The organism is Streptomyces sp. NPDC037100 (assembly GCF_055606225.1).
In genome coordinates this window covers 65853-83796 of sequence record NZ_JBVJSX010000001.1, presented here as the reverse complement: position 1 = coordinate 83796, position 17944 = coordinate 65853, and the positions used below count along the sequence as shown (strand labels likewise).

12 protein-coding genes are annotated in these 17944 nt (G+C 70.5%); 6 read left to right on the top strand and 6 right to left on the bottom strand.

From position 1 onward, the window contains the following. Positions 1-8: 8 nt before the first annotated feature. The 5 genes from ACZ7EG_RS00365 (at position 9) to ACZ7EG_RS00345 (ending at position 10267) form a co-directional block, all read left to right on the top strand. Positions 9-917, top strand: coding sequence for a sugar ABC transporter permease (locus tag ACZ7EG_RS00365; RefSeq protein WP_471070164.1), 909 nt, complete (start codon positions 9-11; stop codon positions 915-917). Between the two features lie 173 nt (positions 918-1090). Continuing rightward, on the top strand, positions 1091-2785 hold the full coding sequence (locus tag ACZ7EG_RS00360; RefSeq protein WP_471072385.1) for a glycoside hydrolase family 13 protein: 1695 nt from the start codon (positions 1091-1093) through the stop codon (positions 2783-2785). A gap of 120 nt (positions 2786-2905) precedes the next feature. Beyond that, the gene (locus ACZ7EG_RS00355) at positions 2906-4279 is read left to right on the top strand and encodes an alpha-amylase (RefSeq protein ID WP_471070161.1); all 1374 of its coding nucleotides are present in this window, start codon (positions 2906-2908) and stop codon (positions 4277-4279) included. Between the two features lie 115 nt (positions 4280-4394). Next, positions 4395-9791 carry a pullulanase-type alpha-1,6-glucosidase gene (pulA, locus tag ACZ7EG_RS00350; protein WP_471070159.1) on the top strand — a complete coding sequence of 1799 codons (5397 nt, stop codon included), beginning with the start codon at positions 4395-4397 and terminating at the stop codon, positions 9789-9791. A 119-nt stretch (positions 9792-9910) separates the two neighbouring features. Further along, positions 9911-10267 (top strand): 5-carboxymethyl-2-hydroxymuconate Delta-isomerase, encoded by a 357-nt coding sequence (locus ACZ7EG_RS00345; protein WP_471070157.1) that lies wholly within the window; start codon positions 9911-9913, stop codon positions 10265-10267. A 6-nt stretch (positions 10268-10273) separates the two neighbouring features. Here the strand turns inward: ACZ7EG_RS00345 and ACZ7EG_RS00340 are convergent, their stop codons facing one another. From ACZ7EG_RS00340 to ACZ7EG_RS00330, 3 genes are all read right to left on the bottom strand, one after another. After that, positions 10274-10963, bottom strand: a complete 690-nt coding sequence (locus ACZ7EG_RS00340) for a TetR/AcrR family transcriptional regulator (protein ID WP_471070155.1) — start codon at positions 10961-10963, stop codon at positions 10274-10276. A 94-nt stretch (positions 10964-11057) separates the two neighbouring features. After that, positions 11058-12980, bottom strand: a complete 1923-nt coding sequence (locus ACZ7EG_RS00335; RefSeq protein WP_471070151.1) for a hypothetical protein — start codon at positions 12978-12980, stop codon at positions 11058-11060. A gap of 48 nt (positions 12981-13028) precedes the next feature. Beyond that, positions 13029-13556 (bottom strand): tetratricopeptide repeat protein, encoded by a 528-nt coding sequence (locus tag ACZ7EG_RS00330; protein WP_471070149.1) that lies wholly within the window; start codon positions 13554-13556, stop codon positions 13029-13031. Positions 13557-13719: 163 nt separating this feature from the next. On the opposite strand from ACZ7EG_RS00330, the gene ACZ7EG_RS00325 reads away from it, so the two are divergent. Then, positions 13720-14172, top strand: a complete 453-nt coding sequence (locus tag ACZ7EG_RS00325; RefSeq protein ID WP_471070147.1) for a hypothetical protein — start codon at positions 13720-13722, stop codon at positions 14170-14172. Between the two features lie 75 nt (positions 14173-14247). On the opposite strand, the gene ACZ7EG_RS00320 is transcribed toward ACZ7EG_RS00325, so the two are convergent. The 3 genes from ACZ7EG_RS00320 to ACZ7EG_RS00310 form a co-directional block, all read right to left on the bottom strand. Beyond that, entirely contained in the window at positions 14248-15783 is a 1536-nt protein-coding gene (locus ACZ7EG_RS00320; RefSeq protein ID WP_471070145.1) for a DUF1996 domain-containing protein, read from the bottom strand. A 203-nt stretch (positions 15784-15986) separates the two neighbouring features. Then, positions 15987-16640 (bottom strand): LuxR C-terminal-related transcriptional regulator, encoded by a 654-nt coding sequence (locus ACZ7EG_RS00315; RefSeq protein ID WP_471070143.1) that lies wholly within the window; start codon positions 16638-16640, stop codon positions 15987-15989. Beyond that, entirely contained in the window at positions 16631-17890 is a 1260-nt protein-coding gene (locus ACZ7EG_RS00310; RefSeq protein ID WP_471070141.1) for a sensor histidine kinase, read from the bottom strand. The genes ACZ7EG_RS00315 and ACZ7EG_RS00310 overlap by 10 nt, the downstream gene beginning before the upstream one ends. Positions 17891-17944: the final 54 nt, after the last annotated feature.

Here is a 17944-nt window from a genome sequence, read left to right as displayed (position 1 = left end):
GAGTCCCCATGAGTACGACCACCGTCGAGAGCTCCGCCCCGGCCGGCGAGCGGCGCCCCGCCAACGCCCCCGGCAAGGTCCGCGGCCGCGGCGACCGCAGCCGCGGAGCCTCCCTCGCCTCGCACGCCGTGCTGATCGCCGCGAGCCTGACCGCCCTCTTCCCGGTCGCCTGGCTGGTCTTCCTGTCCCTCGGCCCGGACAAGGACGACTACCTCCACCCCGGACGCATCTGGGGCAAGATGACGCTCGACAACTACACGTTCGTCCTGCAGGACACCGGCTTCTTCGACTGGCTGAAGAGCACGCTGGTCGTGGTGCTGGGCACGACGCTGATCGGCGTCGTCGTCGCCGCGTCCACCGGCTACGCGGTCTCCCGCATGCGGTTCCCCGGCTACCGGAAGCTGATGTGGGTGCTGCTGGTCACTCAGATGTTCCCCATCGCGGTACTGATCGTGCCGATGTACCAGATCCTCTCGGATCTGCAGCTCATCGACAGCTACCTTGGTCTCATCCTTGTCAACTGCACGACGATCGTGCCGTACTGCGCCTGGCTGATGAAGGGCTATTTCGACACCATCCCGTTCGAGATCGACGAGGCGGGGCGCGTCGACGGGCTGACCCCCTTCGGCACGTTCGCGCGGCTCATCCTGCCGCTCGCCAAGCCGGGCCTCGCGGTCGCGGCGTTCTACAGCTTCCTCACGGCCTTCGGTGAGGTCGCGTTCGCCTCGACGTTCATGCTGAGCGACGACAACTACACCTTCGCCGTCGGTCTGCAGACGTTCGTGAGCGAGCACGACGCGCAGCGCAACCTGATGGCTGCGACGGCCGTGCTGATCGCGATACCGGCCGCCCTGTTCTTCTACCTCGTGCAGAAGAACCTGGTGACCGGGCTCACCGCGGGCGGCACCAAGGGGTGACCCCCGCCCGTGGACCGGCCGCGGCGCCGTCGTGGCCGGTCGCGCAGTTCCCCGCGCCCCTGTCGGGGCGCGTGGGGGCGGCCGCGGTGCCCATCCGACCCCGCTGTGCCGCGGCCGCCCGAACCCCATCCACGCTTCCCATGACCGACATCTCGTTACGCATCAAGGACGACATGAGCCAGCACTCAGCTGCACCTGCCCCCACCCCCACAGTGGCCGTCGCCAAGCGCCGCGACTGGTGGCGGGACGCGGTGATCTACCAGGTGTACCCGCGCAGCTTCGCCGACAGCAACGGTGACGGCATGGGCGACCTGGAGGGTGTCCGCACCCGTCTGCCGTACCTGCGCGACCTCGGCGTGGACGCCGTGTGGCTCAGCCCCTTCTACGCCTCGCCGCAGGCCGACGCCGGTTACGACGTCGCCGACTACCGTGCCGTCGACCCCATGTTCGGCAACCTGCTGGACGCCGACGCGCTGATCCGCGACGCCCACCGGCTGGGCCTCAGGATCATCGTCGACCTCGTCCCGAACCACTCCTCCGACCAGTACGAGTGGTTCAAGCGGGCCGTCGCCGAGGGCCCCGGCTCCGCGCTGCGGGACCGCTACCACTTCCGCCCCGGCAAGGGCGATAACGGCGAACTGCCGCCCAACGACTGGGAGTCGATCTTCGGCGGCCCGGCGTGGACCCGCGTCACCGAACCCGACGGCACGCCCGGCGAGTGGTACCTGCACCTCTTCGCCCCCGAGCAGCCCGACTTCAACTGGGAGCACCCGGCCGTCGGCGACGAGTTCCGCTCCATCCTGCGCTTCTGGCTGGACATGGGCGTCGACGGCTTCCGGATCGACGTCGCCCACGGCCTGGTGAAGGCCACGGGGCTGCCCGACCTTGGATCTCACGACCAGGTGAAGCTGCTGGGCAACGATGTCATGCCGTTCTTCGACCAGGACGGCGTGCACGAGATCTACCGGCAGTGGCGGCTGATCCTCGACGAGTATGCGGGGGAGAGGATCTTCGTCGCCGAGGCCTGGACCCCGACCATCGAGCGCACCGCGAACTACGTCCGCCCGGACGAGCTGCACCAGGCCTTCAACTTCCAGTACCTCAGCACCCACTGGGACGCCGAGGAGATGCGTGAGGTCATCGACCGCACCCTGGAGGCCATGCGTCCGGTCGGCGCCCCCGCCACCTGGGTGCTGTCCAACCACGACGTGACCCGGCACGCCACCCGCTTCGCCAACCCGCCCGGCCTCGGCACCCAGATCCGCCTGGCCGGCGACCGCGCACTGGGGCTGCGCAGGGCCAGGGCCGCGAGCCTGCTCATGCTGGCGCTGCCCGGCTCGGCGTACGTCTACCAGGGCGAGGAGCTCGGTCTGCCCGACGTCGTCGACCTGCCGGACGAGGTGCGCCAGGACCCGGCGTACTTCCGGGGCGCGGGCCAGGACGGCTTCCGCGACGGCTGCCGGGTGCCGATCCCGTGGACCCGGACGGGATCGTCGTACGGCTTCGGTGACGGCGGCAGCTGGCTGCCGCAGCCGGAGGGCTGGGGCGAGCTGAGCATCGAGGCGCAGACCGGCGAGCCCGGTTCGACCCTGGAGCTGTACCGGGCCGCGCTCCGCGTGCGCCGCGAGCAGCCCGACCTCGGCGCCGGCACCTCCGTGGAGTGGCTGAGGGCGCCCGAGGGCGTGCTGGCCTTCCGGCGCGGGGAGTTCGTGTGCGTCGCGAACACCACCGGCGAGTCGGTGGCGATGCCGGCGTACGGCCGGGTACTGATCGCGAGCGGCGAGATCGTGCAGGTCGACGACGAGGCGAAGGTGCCGGCCGACACCACGGTGTGGTGGACCACCGCGACCGCCGAGGACCACGCCTGATTTTTCTTTGAATTCCGCACGGCCCGCTGCCCTTTCGGGCGGCGGGCCTCTACTATCTGCGTCACCGCAAGGGTTTCTGAACCTTGCAGCAAGAACCTTCAACGAAGAAGGAAGCCCCACATGGCACGCAGACACCTCGCCACCGCCGTCGCGCTCGCCGCCGCTTCGGTTGTCATGAACCCGACTGGTGCTCAGGCCTCCCCACCTGGCACCAAGGACGTCACCGCCGTCCTCTTCGAGTGGAACTTCGCCTCGGTGGCCCGTGAGTGCACCACCACCCTCGGGCCCGCCGGATACGGCTCCGTCCAGGTCTCCCCGCCCGCCGAGCACATACAGGGCCCGCAGTGGTGGACCTCGTACCAGCCGGTCAGCTACAAGATCGCCGGCCGGCTCGGTGACCGGACGGCCTTCCGGAACATGGTGAACACCTGCCATGCGGCCGGTGTGAAGGTCGTCGTGGACACGGTCGTCAACCACATGGCGGCCGGCAGCGGCACCGGCACCGGCGGCTCGTCGTACTCGAAGTACACCTACCCCGGCCTGTACTCGTCGTTCGACTTCGACGACTGCACCAGCAGGATCAGCAACTACCAGGACCGCTGGAACGTCCAGCACTGCGAACTGGTCGGCCTGGCCGACCTCGACACGGGCGAGAACCACGTCCGCGGCGCGATCGCCGGCTACATGAACGACCTGCTCTCCCTCGGCGTCGACGGCTTCCGCATCGACGCGGCCAAGCACATCGACACCGCCGACCTCGCCAACATCAAGTCGCGGCTGAGCAACCCGTCGGTGTACTGGAAGCAGGAGGTCATCCACGGCGCCGGTGAGGCCGTCCAGCCCACCGAATACACGAGTAACGGCGACGTCCAGGAGTTCCGCTACGCCTACGACCTCAAGCGGGTCTTCAACAACGAGAACCTCGCCTACCTGAAGAACTACGGCGAGGGCTGGGGCTACATGAGCAGCGGCGTCTCCGGTGTCTTCGTCGACAACCACGACACCGAGCGCAACGACTCGACCCTCAGCTACAAGGACAACGCGACCTACACCCTGGCCAACGTCTTCATGCTGGCCTGGCCCTACGGCGCTCCCGACATCAACTCCGGGTACGAGTTCTCCGACCCGGACGCGGGCCCGCCCAACGGGGGCGCGGTGAACGCCTGCTGGCAGGACGGCTGGAAGTGCCAGCACAACTGGCCCGAGATCAAGTCCATGGTGGCCTTCCGCAACGCCACCCGGGGCCAGGCCGTCACCGACTGGTGGGACAACGGCGGCGATGCCATCGCCTTCGGCCGGGGAAGCAAGGGCTTCGTGGCCATCAACCACGAGTCGGGCCCGGTGAGCCGGACCTACCAGACCTCGCTGCCCGCGGGGACGTACTGCGACGTGCAGAACAACACGACCGTGACGGTGAACTCCGGCGGGCAGCTCACGGCCACCCTGGGCTCGAACACGGCCCTGGCGGTCCACGCGGGCAAGTCGAGCTGCTGAGCGGCCCACTGAAAGTTTTTTCCGGTGGTTTCAAGCCTCTTGCTGTAAGCGTTGCGGCGGCGATACGGTCGCGCGGGGTCGGACCCGAAGAGCCGTAATCGCAAGGAGCCCATCTGTGATACCGAGATGGCCGACGCCGTCGAGGCGCCGAACCACCCATGCCGGACGGGTCGCTGCGGTCACCGTGACCGCGCTGGCCGCAGCGCTCGTCCAGCCCCTCGCGGCGCGGGCCGACACACCGCCTCCGCCCCCCTCCGACGCCCAGCTGGCCGCCCAGCCCGCCCGGCACGACGCCACCCGTGAACAGTTCTACTTCGTGCTGCCGGACCGCTTCGCCAACGGCGACCCGCGCAACGACAAGGGCGGCCTGACCGGTTCGCGCCTGTCCACCGGCTACGACCCCACCGACAAGGGCTTCTACCAGGGCGGCGATCTCAAGGGCCTGACCAGGAAGCTCGACTACATCAAGGGCCTGGGCACCACCGCCCTGTGGATGGCCCCCCTCTTCAAGAACCAGCCCGTGCAGGGCACCGGGGCGAACGCCTCGGCCGGCTACCACGGCTACTGGATCACCGACTTCACCCAGGTCGACCCGCACTTCGGCACCAACAAGGACCTCGAGACCCTCATCGACAAGGCCCACGACAAGGGCATGAAGGTCTTCTTCGACGTCATCACCAACCACACCGCCGACGTCGTCGACTACGAGGAGAAGTCCTACGACTACCTCTCCAAGGGCGCCTTCCCGTATTTGACGAAGGACGGCGTGCCCTTCGACGACGCCGACTACGCCGACGGACGGCGCGGCTTCCCCGCGGTCGACCGGGACTCCTTCCCGCGCACACCGGTCGTCACCACGAAGAACAAGGTGCCGTCGTGGCTCAACGACCCGACGATGTACCACAACCGGGGCGACTCCACCTTCGCCGGTGAGAGCTCCACCCACGGCGACTTCTCCGGGCTCGACGACCTGTGGACCGAGCGGCCCGAGGTCGTCCACGGCATGGAGAAGATCTACCAGCGCTGGGTACGGGACTTCGACGTCGACGGCTTCCGGATCGACACCGTGAAGCACGTCAACATGGAGTTCTGGACGCAGTGGGCCACCGCCCTCGACGCCTACGCGGCCAAGCGGGGACGGGACGACTTCTTCATGTTCGGCGAGGTGTACTCGGCCGACACCGACGTCACCGCCCCGTACGTCACCCAGGGCCGGCTCGACGCCACCCTCGACTTCCCCTTCCAGGAGGCGGCCCGCCAGTACGCCTCTCAAGGCGGCAGCGCGCAGAGGCTCGCGGGTGTCTTCGGCGACGACTACAAGTACACGACCGGCAAGGCCAACGCGTACGAGCAGGTCACCTTCCTCGGCAACCACGACATGGGCCGGATCGGGTCGTTCCTCAAGCAGGACAACCCCAAGGCCACCGACGCCGAGATCCTCGCCAAGGACGAGCTCGCCAACGAACTGATGTTCCTCAGCCGCGGCAACCCCGTCGTCTACTACGGCGACGAGCAGGGCTTCACCGGCCCGGGCGGCGACAAGGACGCCCGGCAGAGCATGTTCGCCTCGCGCACCGCCGACTACCTCGACGACGACCGCATCGGCACCGACCGCACCCACGCCGAGGACGCCTACGACACCAAGGCCCCGCTCTACCGGCAGATCAGCGCCCTCGCCAAGCTGCGCAAGGCCAACCCGGCCCTGACCGACGGCGTCCAGCAGGAGCGGTACGCGGCCGACGGCCCGGGTGTCTACGCCTTCTCCCGCACGGACGCGAAGACCGGCACCGAGTACGTCGTCGCCTTCAACAACGCCGGCGAGAAGAAGACCGCGACCTTCCCGACCGGCTCGGCCGGCATGACCTTCAAGGGCATCCACGGCACCGACGCCTCCCCGAAGAGCGACGGCGACAAGAAGCTCACCGTCACCGTCCCGGCCGGCTCGGCGGTCGTCCTCAAGGCGTCCGGCAGGCTCGCCAAGCCCGCCACGGCGCCGACGATCACCCTGAACGCCCCGGCCGCCGGCGCCACCGGCACGGTCGAGCTCAGCGCCGACGTGGAGGGCGGACAGCTCAACCGGGTGGTCTTCGCCGCCCAGACCGGCAACGGAAAGTGGCGGACCCTCGGCTCCGCCGACCACGCCCCGTACAAGGTCACCCACACCATCGGGAAGAACGTGGCGCCCGGCACGGCCCTGCGCTACAAGGCCGTCGTCATCGACACCACCGGCCGCACCGCGAGCGCCCTGGCCGCCTCCACCACCGGCACCCCGCCCGCCCCGGAGCCGCCCACCGCGTCCTCCCGCGACTACGCGATCGTCCACTACAAGCGCACGGACGGCGACTACGCCGACTGGGGCCTGTACGCCTGGGGCGACCTCGCCGAGGGCGAAGCCACCGAGTGGCCGAAGAGCCACCCCTTCACCGGCCGTGACGCCTACGGCGCCTTCGCCTGGGTCAAACTCAAGCCCGGCGCCTCGAACGTCGGCTTCCTCGTCATCGACAAGGACGGCACCAAGGACGTCTCCGCCGACCGCACGATCGACGTCACCAAGACCGGTGAGATCTGGATCGAGCAGGGCAAGGAGACCGTCACCACCGAGCGCCCCGGACATCCGGCGCCCGACAAGAGCAAGGCCGTCCTGCACTACCACCGGGCCGACGGTGACTACGACGGCTGGGGCCTGCACGTCTGGACCGGCGCCGCGGACCCCACCGACTGGTCGAACCCCCTCGAGCCGGTCAAGACTGATACCTATGGCGCAGTCTTCGAGGTACCGCTCACCGACGGAGCGACCAGCCTCAGCTACATCCTGCACAAGGGCGACGAGAAGGACCTGCCCACCGACCAGTCGCTCGACCTCAAGGCGAACGGCCACGAGGTGTGGCTGGTGAACGGCCAGGAGAAGTACCTGCTCCCGCAGCCCGCGGGCAGTGCCGCCGCCCTCGACCTGACGACGTCCAAGGCGGTGTGGCTCGACCGGAACACCCTCGCGTGGAACGGCTCCGACGCCGCCGCCTCCACCCAGCTGCTCTCCTCCCGCGACGGCTCGATCACGGTGAAGGACGGCGCCCTGACCGGCGACGCGAAGTGGCTGCGGCTGTCCAGAAGCGAGCTGACCGACGCGCAGAAGGCGAGATTCCCGCACCTGAAGGCGTATGACGCCTGGAGCGTCGACCCACGCGACCGCGACCGGGTCCGGGAGTCCCTGCGGGGCCAGGTCGTCGCCACCCAGCACGCCGCGAACGGGGCCGTGCTCGCGGCGACCGGCGTCCAGATCGCCGGCGTCCTCGACGACCTGTACCCCGGCGCCACCGGGGCCGACCTCGGACCGACGTTCACCAAGGGCCGCCCCACCCTGTCCGTGTGGGCACCGACCGCCCAGCAGGTGTCACTGGAGATCGGCGACTCCACCGCCCCGATGAAACGGGACAGCGCCACCGGCGTCTGGTCCGTCACCGGCCCGGCGTCCTGGAAGGGCAAGCCCTACCGGTACGTCGTGAAGGTCTGGGCGCCCGGCGTCCGCAAGGTCGTCACCAACAAGGTCACCGACCCCTACGCCCTCGCCCTGACCGCCGACTCCAAGCGCAGCCTCGTCGTCGACCTGGACGACAAGGCGCTCAAGCCCGCCGGCTGGTCGGCGTACACCAAGCCCGAGGCCGTGTCCCTGCGGGACGCGCAGATCCAGGAGCTGCACATCCGGGACTTCTCCGTGGAGGACCGGACGGCGAAGCACCCCGGCACCTACCTCGCCTTCACCGACAAGGCGAGCGACGGCTCGAAGCACCTGCGCGAGCTGGCGAAGGCGGGCACCTCCTACGTCCATCTCCTGCCCGCGTTCGACATCGCCACCATCCCGGAGAAGAAGGCCGACCAGGCGAAGACCGACTGTGACCTGGCATCCTTCCCGGCCGACTCGGACAAGCAGCAGGAGTGCGTCGGGAAGATCGCCGCGAAGGACGCCTACAACTGGGGCTACGATCCGTACCACTACACGGTCCCCGAGGGCTCCTACGCCACCGACCCGGACGGCACCGCCCGCACGGTCGAGTTCCGCAGGATGGTGAAGGCCCTCAACGACGACGGGCTGCGCGTCGTCATGGACGTCGTCTACAACCACACCGCGGCGAGCGGCCAGGCGGACACCTCCGTCCTGGACCGGATCGTGCCCGGCTACTACCAGCGGCTCCTCGCCGACGGCTCGGTCGCGAACAGCACCTGCTGCGCGAACACGGCCACCGAGAACGCCATGATGGGCAAGCTGGTCGTCGATTCCATCGTCACCTGGGCCAAGGAGTACAAGGTCGACGGCTTCCGCTTCGACCTCATGGGCCACCACCCGAAGGCCAACATCCTCGCCGTCCGCAAGGCCCTCGACGAGCTGACCCCCGCCCAGGACGGCGTCGACGGGAAGAAGATCATCCTCTACGGCGAGGGCTGGAACTTCGGCGAGGTCGCCGACGACGCCCGGTTCGTCCAGGCCACGCAGAAGAACATGGCCGGCACCGGCATCGCCACGTTCTCCGACCGGGCCCGTGACGCGGTGCGCGGCGGCGGCCCCTTCGACGAGGACCCCGGCGTCCAGGGCTTCGCCTCCGGCCTCTACACCGACCCCAACTCCTCCGAGAACAACGGCACGCCCGCCGAGCAGAAGGCCCGGCTCCTGCACTACCAGGACCTCGTCAAGGTCGGCCTCTCCGGCAACCTCGCCGGCTACCGGTTCACCGACACCGGCGGCAAGGAGGTCAAGGGCTCCGAGGTCGACTACAACGGCGCCCCCGCCGGATACGCCGACGCCCCGGGCGACGCCCTCGCCTACGCCGACGCGCACGACAACGAGTCCCTGTTCGACGCCCTGGCCTTCAAGCTGCCCGCCACGACGAGCGCGTCCGACCGGGCCCGGATGCAGGTCCTCGCCATGGCCACGGCCACCCTCTCCCAGGGCCCGGCCCTCTCCCAGGCGGGCACCGACCTGCTGCGCTCCAAGTCCCTGGACCGCAACTCCTACGACAGCGGCGACTGGTTCAACGCCGTCCACTGGAGGTGCGAGGACGGCAACGGCTTCGGCCGCGGACTGCCCATGGCGGCCGACAACACCGACAAGTGGCCGTACGCCAAGCCCCTGCTGAGCACCGTCAAGGTGGGCTGCGAGCAGATCGAGGGCACCTCGGCCGCCTACCGTGACCTGCTGCGGATCCGGAGCACCGAGAAGGACTTCTCGCTGGGCACGGCCGCGCAGGTGCAGTCCCGGCTCTCCTTCCCGCTGTCCGGCACGGACGAGACGCCCGGCGTGATCACCATGCGGCTCGGTGACCTCGTCGTCGTCTTCAACGCCACGCCCGAACGGCAGGAGCAGCGGGTGTCCGCACTCGCCGGGACCGGGTACCGGCTGCACCCGGTGCAGGCGGCGGGCGCGGACGCCACGGTGAGGTCCGCCGCCTACACGCAGGCGTCCGGCACCTTCGACGTGCCGGCGCGCACGGTCGCGGTCTTCACCCGGACCGCGGGGTAACGCACCCGGCGCGGGCGGGGCGGACCGCGACCGGCGGCCCGCCCGGCCCGGCCCGGCCCTGCCCCGTCCCACCCGGCCCGCGTCTAGGGTGGGCACACCGAACTGGAACAGGAGTGCTGATGCCGCAGATCACCGTCGACTATTCCGCCGACCTCGCGGACGGCTTCGACCGGCCCGGATTCGCGAAGGCGCTGCACGAGGCGACGGTCGAGATCGCGGCCGCCAAGCCGCCCGCGTGCAAGACCCGCTTCCGTCCGACCGAGGACATCGTGGTCGGCCCCGAGACCGGGGGGCACGTCCACGTCCACGTCCACATCGCGCTGCTCGCCGGCCGCACCGACGAGACCAAGGCCCGGCTCACCCAGGCCGCGCTGGAATTGCTGCGGACGTATGTGAAGCAGCCCGAGGGCCTCGCCCTGCACGCCTCCGCCGAGGTCCGCGACCTCGACCCGTCATACGCGAAGTACGAAGGCTGAGACCGCTCAGCTCGCCAGGGCGACGAGCCGGCCGACCAGGTGCGCGAACGGGCCGTCGGCCGGCTCGTCCTTGAGGGCGTCGCGCAGCAACTCCGCCATCTCCTCGTCGTAGGCGGCGCTGACCGCGGCCAGGGCGGCGAAGTCGTTGACGAGCTGCGGCTCCAGCTCCTCGCGCGGGATGCGCCGGCCGTCCAGCCAGATCAGCGCCGTCGACTCGGCGAGCGAGATCCAGGAGCGGACGACCAGTTCGAGGCGCGCGGGCGGATCGGTCACGCCCAGGTGCGAAAGGATCTGGACATACGCGGCCTGCCGTACGGAGTCGACGAGCGCGTTGGTCGTCGAGGAGCCGACCGCCGGGCCACCGCGCATCAGGGCGGAGAAACCGGGCCCGTGCTCGTCCACGAAGTCGAAGTAGCGGTGCATCACGCGCAGCAGCCGCGCCCCCAGCGGACCCTCGTGCGGCTCCACGAACCGGGCCGCCAGATCGTCCGAGGCACGCTGCAACGCGGCCTCGTACAGGCTGAGTTTGCCGGGGAAGTAGTGGTAGACCAACGGGCGTGAAATGCCCGCGGCCGACGCTATCTCGTCGATGGAGACGTCGTCGGGCGAGCGGCGGCTGAACAGTTCGAGGGCGACGCCGATCAACTGCTGCCGCCGCTCCTCGACTCCCATTCTGCGGCGAACCCCGGTAGTCATGCGAACACCTTACCGATCGATTCCGGCCTCGAACGGGCCGGATCGATCACCGGGTTCCGGCGACCTCACCGGACGAACCCCCCGTTCGCCCCCGTCAGCGCAGCCCGCGGAGCGAACGCCCGTCTTTCAGGGACCCCTTGAGCTGAGCCTGGGCCCCCCGCTCGGCCGGCACGGTCAGCAGACTGCTCCGTGCCTCCCCGTTCGCTCCGCCCGTCGCCCGGATCGACGCCGTGTTCCGGCTGCCGGCGGCCAGCAGGTACCAGTCGCCGGCCTTCGACTTCCACAGCACCCCGGCCAGCACATGCGGATCACGCGCCCCGCAGGCCGGGACGTTCTCGGCCTGCGCCGCCGCCGCCCCGTACGCCCCGCGCGGCGTGTGGAACTGCGCCAGCACCCGTGCCCCGCCGCCCCGCCAGGTCTCGGCCCGCGTGCACACCCACGCCGCCGAGCCGCTCGCGTCGGGCAGGGGCTGTTCGTTGAACGCCCAGGCGTTGACGCTCCGCACCCCCGCCGAGCGCATCGTGCCCAGCGAGCAGGCGAACGGCCGCCAGGTGTGCAGCGCCGCGGCCCCGGACACCTCGCCCGGGGAGCCCGGCCGTCCGGCGGTGAGCCTGGCCGGAACCAGTTCGCCGAGGTCGGTCAGCAGCCGCGTCCTGCCGCCGTCGGTCACCTGCAGCACGTTCCACGAGGTGCAGGGGCCGGACCGCAGGGCCGGGCTGGCCAGCGGCGCGGCCACACCGCCGGTGAGCGTGAGGTTCATCGCGCCGGAGCCCGGCTTCATCAGGTCCCGCTCGCCGGCCTTCCGCACCCAGGGGGCCGTCAGATAGCGGACGTTGCCGTCGGACCGGCCCAGGACCACCGCCCCCGCCTCGGCCCGGCCGGCCCCGTCCACCCGGGCGAAGTCGAGGGCGGCGCCCTGCGCCCCGTCCTTCGGCTCGGCGTACCGGACGATGCGCAGACCGTCGTAGAGGATCACCACGCGCGCCGCGTCGACCGTTCCCGCGTACAGCAGCTGGGGCGGTCCGGCGGGGCCGCCGGAGAGGGTGCCGGGGGTCGCCGACACCTGGACCGTCTCGCCGGGGCGGGCCCACACGGCCAGGGCCCGGCGCAGCAGGGCCTTGTCGCCGGTGCGGTCGCCGCGGGCCGGCCACACGGAGAAGTCGGTGCGCGCCGAACTGCGCCACGCGGTGGGCGGGACCCGGGTCAGCTTCGCCGGGTCCAGGGCGGCCTGCGCGGCCGGGTTCCGCGCATACGGGGGAGCCGCGGCGCCCTCGGGGCCCCAGCCCTCACCGGGCAGGCCGAGCAGGGCCCCGCACACCAGCAGGGCGGCACCGGCGACCAGTGCGGCCTTCAGGTGCTGGCGGCGGCGCATCAGGTCGGTGGGGCGGGCCTGGAGCGAGCAGGGATCGAACTCGGGGGAGTCGAGCAGCCCGTACTGGGCGGGGATTCCGTCGGCCTCCAGCACCGCGCCCTCCGGGTCGGCGACGCCCGCCGCCGCGAGGACCTTGCACGTCCCGTCGTCCGTGAGCCGTTCCAGGCCGCGCAGGGCGTAGGCGGCCCGGGCCGGGCCGGACAAGGTGGACAACCGCTGGTCCAGGGCGAGTTCGTCGGCGCCCCCGGAGCGCGGGAACAGCTTCAGGCCCCACACCTGCGGCAGCAGCGGTGGCAGCTGGGCCCGCTTGGGCCACGCCTTCGCCTTCAGCGGCAGCCCCGCCTCAAGCGCCGTGCGCAGCACCTGGAGACGGACCAGGGCGTAGCCGGGGTCGCCGTCCCGGCCTGTGGACTGCGCGGGGATCACCGGGGACGGCGTGCGGTTGCGGGGGAGGGCCCGCTGGGTGAGGGCGTGTGCGGTCAGGACACGGCGGCTGCGGCCCAGCCCGGGTGGCAGGACCAGGTAGGCCAGCCGGACGAGCCGCGGGTAGTGCTCGACGAGCGCGGCCTCGGCCTGCTCGACGTCGACGACCGGGCCGGCGGGGGAGGGGGGTGCGGGGCGCTGGGCGACATCCTGTGACTGCACGTTCAGCAGAACGAGCGAATCGTTGGTTGGTCACCTGGCCGCGGGGCGTCACGCCCCCGGGTGCTCCCCGGGTTCCACGAGCAGCCGGGCGTAGTTCGCCATGGACCGCTGGTAGCGCGGCAGATGCGGGGCCAGGGCGCCCAGGGCCAGCGCCAGCGCCTCCCGGTCACGGCCGAGGCTCGACAGGCACAGCGCGAGGCAGGCGCGTACCGGGTCGTCCAGCTCGTCGGACGGGGCGAGGAGCTCGGGCGTCAGCAGGGCGACGCCCTCCTCGGCCCGGCCGATGTTCCGCAGGGAGCTGGCCAGCTGGATCTTCGTCCGGCGGGCCTTGTAAGGGCTGACGTCGGCGAGGCCGTTCGCCAGCGCCTCCTGGTACAGGGGGACCGCCTTGTCGGAGCGGCCGGTGGAGTCCCAGGCGCAGGCCTGCTCGAACAAGCCGTGCGGACTGCCGTCGGGCAGCTCGGCGACGAGAGCGTCGACGTCGGAGCGGAAGCGGGCCTCGTCCTCCTCCGTCTCGGCGTAGTCGTCGAAACGGTCCCACAGGGCGGCCACACGATCTTCCCAGTCCTGATCCACCGGACCACCCTCGCACAGGAGTGCACACCGGGGCAGCGGGATTTTGAGCACGGCGGGCTCCGCAGCCGTATCGAGGGCCGAGAGCCTCTTGCCGGGGCTCGGTGCGGCATGCGTCCGGATCGTGCCGTGACAAGGACCGTGCCGACAAGGACCGGAGGAACAGATGAGGGTGACCCGACCGATGCTCGCGCTGAGCGGCGCGGTGGCGATACTGGCGCTGACCGGCTGCGGCGGATCCGGCGACAAGGACGAGGCGGCCGTTCCGAAGGAGGTGAGCGGCAGCCTGGAGCACATCGCCGCCGAGGCCGACTGCAAGCCGAACATGCAGACCGACGCGGACACCATCCGCCAGGCGCTGTGCAAGAAGGGCAAGGACAAGTACGTCCTCGCGACCTTCTCCACGGACCGCGGCCAGCGCGAGTGGCTGAACAGCGCCAAGGACTACGGCGGTTACTACCTCGTCGGCCGCAAGTGGGTCGCCGTGGGCCAGCAGAAGACGGTCACGGCGCTGCAGGGCACCCTCGGCGGCACGATGGAGGAGGGTTCCGAGCACATGAACCCCGGCGGCAGCCACAACAAGGGCGGTCACGGCGGCGGCAGCGGCCACCACGGCTGATCGCGCCGGGCCAGAACAGCCGAAAGCCGGCGGTGGGAATTCCCACCGCCGGCTTTCGGCTTCAGCGGTTGAGGACTACTGGCAGTCCTCGCCGTTGTTGATGCACTGGACCATTTCGTTCATCACGTTCTCGTCGAAGAAGTTGATGAAGTCGTTGTGGTCGGTGATCGCCTTGTGCAGCTGCTCCGGGAAGGAGTCCACCGCGAAGGCGTTCTGCACCTGTCCGTTGTTGATCTGCGGCGCCTGAACGTCGTAGACCAGGCGGACCTGGAGCTGGGGGATGGCCTTGAAGCCGTTCGAGCAGCTGCCGTCCGCCTCGACGAAGTCGACGTGGGTGCGGTGGTTGGCGCTGTCGATGTTCTGGCCGTCCCAGCAGCTCTGGAAGTTGGACGTCCGCACCACGGAGCTGCCCTCGGGGCAGAGCGGGTACTTGTCCGTCACCTGGCGGTCCTCGAAGCCGGTGCAGCTCCAGGACGTGTTGGCGTTGTTCAGGCCGTTGGTGAGGGACTTGGCGTCACCGGTGATGATGCGCAGGGCCTTCGGCATCGCCACGACGTCGCTGGTGCGGTTGCCGACGAACTTCAGCTGCGCCTCGGCGGGCTCGACGATCTTGCCGACGTTGCCGTCCTGGCCACCGCCGGGCTGATCCGCGTCGATGTCGTCCGAACCGTCCTGGATGCGCAGGACCGGCCAGAAGTACGAGGACTTGTCGCCCTGGTTCTGGCAGGTGGTTTCGGCGTTCGCCAGGTCCTCGTCGCTCGCGAAGGCGTTGTTGCTCTGGTTGCCGACGTAGTCGTGCTGGTGCTGCGCACCGTTGGAGACACCCGGCGCCACGATCACGTTGTCCGAGTTGCGGTTCTCGTTCTCGTTGGTACCGCAGTTCGTGGTGAACGTACCCGTGGAACCGCCGTCGCCGTTCGCGGCGAGGCCGTTCGGCAGGTTGCGGGAGTTGGGCTGGACGTCCTCGATGTTGATGAAGTCGTCCGCCACCGGACCGTTGTCGGCCTGACCGCCGTTGCCGCCCTGGTCCTGCCCGTTGTCCTGGCCCTGGTCCTGACCGCCCTGGTCCTGGCCCTGGTCCTGGCCCTGGTCCTGACCGCCCTGGTCCTGGCCGTCGCCGGCCTGGCCGTCGTTGGTGTTGGCCTCGGCGGCCATGCCCTTGCAGGTGGCCAGCTGCTCGAGGTTGCCCGGGGCCTGTCCGCCCACCCGCCGGATGTTGATGCCGATCCGGTCGATGACCGCGACGCGCTTCGACTTCAGCGGGCCGAGGATGGCGTTGTCGACGAAGCCCGCGTCACCGGCCTGGGCCTGACGCGTGGAGGCGAGGCGGGTGTAGGCCTCGCTGATCTGCTTGTCGAGGTTGGCCAGCTCCTTGTCCACCCCCTGGCGAGCGCCGTCCGGCACATCGGTCAGCTTCTGTCCTACGTCCGGGCACTGGATCGTGGCGATCTGCGCGCCCGCGGCCTTCGTCTGGTTCGCCGAGTTCTCCTCGTGCGCCGAGGCGTAGAAGTTTGCCCAGATCAGCCCGCCCCCACCGAGCGCTAGGGCCGCCGATGCGGCAATGGCCTTGGTGGCCAGCGGCGTACGGCGTTTTCTTGTGTTGCGTCCCATGGAACTCCTCTGACTTCCTTTTTCGGGGGCATCGAGGCGCCCGACAGGAGTGAAGCGGCTCCCTTCCATACGCAGGGCGTCCCAGGGGTGTTCAGAGGTCTCGGAAATTGATGCGAGATTCGTGAGGACTCTGTGGCCTCAACATCCCCTTTCGCACCGGGAGTTGTGGATCATCCACGGTGGGTGAAGCGGCTCGTCCGGTTTCACCGGCCGTGGTCGAGATACGCCAGAACCGCCAGCACACGACGGTTGTCGTCGTCCGATACCTCCAGCCCCAGTTTGGCGAAGATGTTGGCGGTGTGCTTGGCGATCGCCCGTTCCGTCACGACCAGCTTCCCGGCGATCGCCGCGTTGGACCGGCCCTGCGCCATCAGCTCCAGCACCTCCCGCTCCCGGGGCGTCAGCCGCGCCAGTGGCCGGTCGTCGCCCGAACGGCGGGCCAGGAGCTGCTGGATGACCTGTGGGTCCATCGCCGTACCGCCGGTGGCGACCCGCCGTACCGCGTCCACGAACTGCTCGGCGTCGAACACCCGGTCCTTCAGCAGATAGCCGACGCCGCCGGTGCCGTCGGCGAGCAGCTCGCGCGCGTACAGCTGCTCCACGTGCTGGGAGAGCACCAGCACCGGCAGGCCGGGCCGCTTCCTGCGGGCCTCGAGCGCGCACTGCAGGCCCTCGTCGGTATGCGTGGGCGGCAGGCGTACGTCGACGACGGCGACGTCCGGGTCCAGCTCGGCCAGCGCGGCGGCCAGTTCGGGCCCGGTCTCGACGGCCGCCGCGATCTCGAAGCCGTGCGCCTGCAGCAGCCGGACCAGTCCGTCGCGCAGCAGGAAGAGGTCTTCGGCCAGGACTACGCGCAAGGGATCTCCACGGTGACAATGGTGGGGCCGCCCGCGGGGCTGCTGACGGCCAGGACGCCGTCGAATGTACCCAGCCGCCGCTCGACCCCGGCCAGCCCCGAACCGGCCCCGATCACCGCACCGCCCTTGCCGTTGTCCGTGACGGTCGCCCGCAGCATGCCGCCCGCCCGGTGCAGGTCCACCCAGATCCGGTCGGCGCCCGAGTGCTTCACGGCGTTGGTCAGCACCTCGCTCACGGCGAAGTACGCGGCCGACTCCACGGGCGCCTCGGCCCGCCCGGGCAGATCCACGCTCACCTCGGTGGCCACCGGCAGCCGCAGCGCCAGCGCCCGCACGGCGTCCCCCAGGCCGCGTTCGGCGAGAACCGGCGGATGGATGCCGCGCACCAGCTCGCGCAGCTCGGTCAGAGCCTCCACCGAGGACTTGCGGGTCTGCGCGATCAGCTCCCTGGCCCGGGCCGGGTCCTTGTCGAGGAGGGCCTCGATGGTGCCGAGGTCCATGCCGACGGCGACCAGCCGGGCCTGCGCCCCGTCGTGCAGGTCCCGCTCGATGCGCCGCAGTTCGGCCGCGGAGGCGTCCACGGCGTCGCGCCGCGTCTCGGTCAGCACCCGCACCCGCTCGGCCAGTTCCCGCTGGTTGCCGCCGAGCACGGCCCGGGTGAGCCGGAAGTGGACGCCCAGCAGACGGGGTGTCCAGAAGTGTGCGAGGAACAGCAGCACCAGCCCCAGGGCCGCCGCACCGAACGCGGACGCCTGCCCGGTGACCGGTACGAACCCGTACCAGTAGCCGTCGGGGAAGACCCGCCACAGCCCGAGCGCGAGCGCGAACCCCTCCAGCGGGTAGAGCAGCAGCACCGCCGGCAGCAGCGCGGTGACGAACCCCGCGGTCATGTCGACCGGCAGCCACCGCAGGTCCCGCCAGGTCGCCGGATCGCGCAGCATCCCGAAGGCGCGCGCCCAGGGGGTGGCGTTCTCGGGCAGCGGCCGGTACGCCGGGGGGATCCGCACCCCGCCCCACTCCGCCGCGAGCACCCGCCGCGCGTTCGCGAACGCCCGCACCCCCGTCAGCACGTACGGCGTGGTGACGATGCCGACCCCGATCGGGATGAGTGCGATCGAGACCAGGGACAGGCAGAAGCACAGCACCGCCCCCGGCAGGGAGACGAAGGCCAGCGCGAGCCCCCGCACCGCTGCGAGCCCGATGCCCCGTCCTGTCGTCCGTCCGGTGCCGTTCTTCGTGTCCATGGTCATGGCGTCAGTCTCGCCGAGCGGACGGGCCCGGTCACGGGGCCGGACACCCGGCCC